This window comes from Dethiosulfatibacter sp. (assembly GCF_983023055.1).
This window is the reverse complement of sequence record NZ_CEZJXU010000235.1, coordinates 1-4,015: the sequence shown is the minus strand read 5'-3', so window position 1 is coordinate 4,015 and position 4,015 is coordinate 1. Positions and strand designations below refer to the sequence as shown.

The window sequence follows — 4,015 nt, the reverse complement described above, 5'->3', positions numbered from 1 at the left end:
CCGTAAAGGTTCTTGAAGACAGAGGCTTCAGAAGCGCCCTCATAGAATCCATGCTTGCCTGCTACAATAAGGTTAAAGAGCTGAAAAGATAATATTTGGACAATCAAAAAATTACAGCCTGCGGTTTTTAAAACCACAGGCTATTTAATATTCATACTATTCTTCAAAACTCAAGATATTAAATAAAACTGATTGCGACATAGTATATCAAAGGAATAAAAAGTGCAGGAAGCATGTTCCCAACTTTAATTCTTTCCTTAATTATAACATTTAGACCGAGAGACATAATTAAAAGACCACCTACTGCTGACATCTCGTTGATTACAACATCCGTAAGCACATCCCTTAAAGACCCTGCCAAAAGAACTATTGACCCCTGATAGAGAAAAACAGGAATACTTGAAAAAATAACACCGATACCAAGAGACGCAGTCAAAGCAATTGATATTATTCCGTCCAATAGCGACTTTGCAAACAATACATCGTGTTTCCCAAGAAGTCCACCTTCGATGGCTCCTATTATTGCCATTGACCCCACACAATACATAAGTGATGAAGTTACAAATCCCTGGCTTATATTGCTGTCACCCTTTATCCTGTTTTGAAGCTTATCACCTGCTCCTTCAAGTTTTGATTCAATATCAACAACCTCACCCATCAAGGTACCTATGACCACACTACATATGACTAGAAGGATATTTTCCGTCCCTATGGCCATTTTAATCCCTATGAGTACTATAGAAAGACTTATTGACTTCATTATACTTTCACTGAATCGTTCAGGTATGAGATTTTTAAAAAAATACCCAGTAAGGCTTCCTAGTATTATTGCTATTGTATTTACTATCGTTCCTAACACATTTATGTCCTCGCTTATTAAATTCGAAAAATAAAACCCGCCCTTACGACGGTCAAACAAATCATCACCTGCCACAGTATATTTTTATTCTTCATAGATTTATTGAAGCCTCAATCATATCGACCAAGGCTCCATTTAAAATTTATTTTTTTCTTATGCCTTATTTACTGATCCGAATATTTCCATTTTCTCCTTAACAGTAGCCTTGATTGCTTCAAATCCAGGTCCTAAGATTTTTCTTGGATCATATCCCTTTCCTACAAGGTCTTTGCCTTCTTCGATGTATTTTCTTGTAGCAGCAGCAAATGACAACTGGCACTCAGTATTTACATTGATTTTTGCTACACCAAGAGAAATAGCTTCCTTAATCATATCTACAGGTATTCCTGTTCCACCGTGAAGAACCAACGGCATATCACCAGTAAGTTTCTTGATTTCTGCTAATATTCCAAAATCAAGACCATTCCAGTTTGCTGGATATTTTCCATGTATATTGCCAATCCCAGCAGCTAGCATCTCAACACCAAGGTCTGCAATTTTTTTACATTCCTGAGGATCCGCAAGTTCTCCAGCACCAACAACTCCGTCTTCCTCGCCACCTATTGCTCCAACTTCAGCTTCAACAGTGATTCCCTGTGCTCGAGCTATAGCAATTATTTCTTTTGTTTTTTCGATATTTTCATCTATGTCATAATGAGAACCATCAAACATTACTGAAGAGAATCCAGCTTCCATAGCTTTCATTGCACCTTCATATGATCCGTGATCAAGATGTATCGCAACAGGGACAGTAATACTAAGGTCTTCAATCATTCCCTTGACCAAACCCACAACCGCTCTGTAGCCTCCCATATATTTCCCTGCGCCTTCAGAAACTCCTAGCATAACAGGTGAGTTGTTTTCCTGTGCAGTTAGAAGTATTGCTTTTGTCCACTCAAGATTATTAATATTGAAGTGACCCACTGCATATTTTCCCTTAACTGCATCTGCCATCATTTTTTTAGCCGATACCAACATTATAATACCTCCAGAATTTTTAATTATATCAAACTGGACACTGCAAAATCATTTCAAAAAAAAGGATGCATCAAAATTACTCATCTCAATTTTTGATAAGTGCACCCGTTAAGACTATTAATAAAATCACTATAGCAATCCCAGTTATTAATATCATTCTTTTACACCTTTAATAATTAATCTTGTTTTCCATATCATTATAGCAGAAATATCTTATGTTTTCCATAGCTACAGACGATATAGTACACATTGTATTTTTTTAGTACTGAAATCTTCTATTTTTGCAAAAAAACAACACTTTCAAGCATTAACTTGAAAGTGTTATCACAATGGTGCCGAAAGTGGGACTCGAACCCACACGAGTGTTACCTCACTGGATTTTGAGTCCAGCGCGTCTGCCAGTTCCACCACTTCGGCGTGACCAGTAATTAAGATAATAGCACAAAATTTTTACCAGTGCAAGTATAAATTTATTTATTTTTCTCCTTGGAATAATACAAAGTAGTGACTTTCTTGTTATCAAGTCCTTTAATAACCTCTTCCTTGCTGAATGTGTATTTAAATCCGCATTTTTCACTAACTTTTTGCGAATTTTTATTAAAGTCAAAGTGACCACTCCATACCAAGTCAAGTTCCAGTTCTTTGAAACAGTATTCAACCAAATAATCTACAGCTTCGGGTACATACCCATTTCCCCAATAATCAGGATTTAACACATATCCAATTTCTCTTTGTTTTAAATCTTTCTTTTCAGGATCAGGATACCTTTCATGGATGCCAATACTTCCTATCACCTTTTTTGTTTTCTTTAATTCGATGGCATAAACCTCTCCACTTCCAATAAAGTGTTTGATTACATCCCTGCTTTTGTTGATATTTTCATGAGGTTTCCAACCGGCATTAGGTCCTACAAGTTCATTTTGTGCATATTCGAACAAGTCATCCATATCAGATATTTTCCATTGCCTCAAAATCAATCTTTCGGTTTCTATAATCTTCATAATGATTCCCCTTTAATATCAGAATAATTAGTTCATTTTTATTATACACTGCAATCTACAAAAACGCAAAATCACCTTGAAGACTAAATCTTCAAGGCGCTTTTTACTGGTGCCGAAGGTGGGACTCGAACCCACACGAGTGTTACCTCACTGGATTTTGAGTCCAGCGCGTCTGCCAGTTCCACCACTTCGGCGTAACCCATAAGTAAGATAATAGCACAAAGTGATATGTAACGCAAGTATAAATTTAATTTTAATTGTTATTCTACAGACATCATCAAAATTCCGGAAAAAGTCGCATTATCTGGAGCTACTTTTATGTCAACTTTCCTTCTCATTTCCTTTAAATAATTCTTATATTTCAAATAAAATTTATCCTCAGCAAACATTTCTCTAGCCATTTCCTTCATCTTGCTTATTTTATGTTTCTTTGCAAGTTTCTTCATTACTTCAGCTTTTTTCAACTTTTTTTAAACTACAAAAAAATCACGAAAATGATAAAATCATTCCCGTGACTGAATTTTATTCTACTGTTACAGACTTTGCCAGGTTTCTAGGCTTGTCTATGTCGCAGTCCTTATGCAGAGCTGCATAATATGCCAAAAGTTGAGCAGGTATTGCCGATACCAGCGGGGTTAGCTTTTCATGTACATCATTAATTATTATCTGATCTGTTTCCGCACTCAGTCTTTTCAAAGATATTGCTATTACAGCCGCTCCTCTAGCTTTTACTTCCTTTATATTACTTCTTGTGTTAAGGTTTATCCGTTCCTGGGTTATTATTGCTACAACAGGAGTATTATCTTCTATCAACGCTATGGTACCATGTTTCAGCTCTCCGGCTGCAAAACCTTCTGCCTGAATATATGATATTTCCTTAAGCTTAAGTGCCGCTTCAAGGCATGTATAATAGTCCACATGTCTTCCTATATAAAAACAACTCCTTGACTCAAGAAGATATTCTTTTGCAAGTTTCTCGTATAGTTCCTTGTTGTCACAAAGTCCTTCCATGACGCTTGCAGCTCTTGAAAGCTCATTGATTATGTCAAAACTGCAATCCTCTACTATAGTGCATGCCAATATTGAAAGAACTGCTATCTGGGCAGTATATGCCTTTGTAGAAGCAACTGCTATTTCA

At 36.3% G+C, this 4,015-nt stretch carries 5 protein-coding genes and 2 tRNA genes; all 7 read right to left on the bottom strand.

Translation table 11 applies throughout. The annotated features are described in order from the left end of the window. Positions 1–178 precede the first annotated feature (178 nt). A complete protein-coding gene (locus AC3AX0_RS08750) occupies positions 179–934 on the bottom strand; it encodes a DUF554 domain-containing protein (protein ID WP_487549915.1) in 756 nt (251 codons plus the stop codon). Positions 935–1,012: 78 nt separating this feature from the next. Then, positions 1,013–1,876, bottom strand: a complete 864-nt coding sequence (gene fba / locus AC3AX0_RS08745; RefSeq protein WP_487549914.1) for a class II fructose-1,6-bisphosphate aldolase — start codon at positions 1,874–1,876, stop codon at positions 1,013–1,015. A gap of 330 nt (positions 1,877–2,206) precedes the next feature. Then, positions 2,207–2,293: transfer RNA gene (locus tag AC3AX0_RS08740), tRNA-Leu, on the bottom strand. A 53-nt stretch (positions 2,294–2,346) separates the two neighbouring features. After that, positions 2,347–2,877 carry a GNAT family N-acetyltransferase gene (locus AC3AX0_RS08735; protein WP_487549913.1) on the bottom strand — a complete coding sequence of 177 codons (531 nt, stop codon included), beginning with the start codon at positions 2,875–2,877 and terminating at the stop codon, positions 2,347–2,349. 107 nt (positions 2,878–2,984) lie between these two features. Continuing rightward, positions 2,985–3,071 (bottom strand) — tRNA-Leu (locus AC3AX0_RS08730). A gap of 66 nt (positions 3,072–3,137) precedes the next feature. Next, positions 3,138–3,323, bottom strand: coding sequence for a hypothetical protein (locus AC3AX0_RS08725; protein WP_487549912.1), 186 nt, complete (start codon positions 3,321–3,323; stop codon positions 3,138–3,140). 76 nt (positions 3,324–3,399) lie between these two features. Next, positions 3,400–4,015 (bottom strand): SIS domain-containing protein (locus tag AC3AX0_RS08720; protein ID WP_487549911.1); only part of this gene is annotated, 616 nt, incomplete at its 5' end.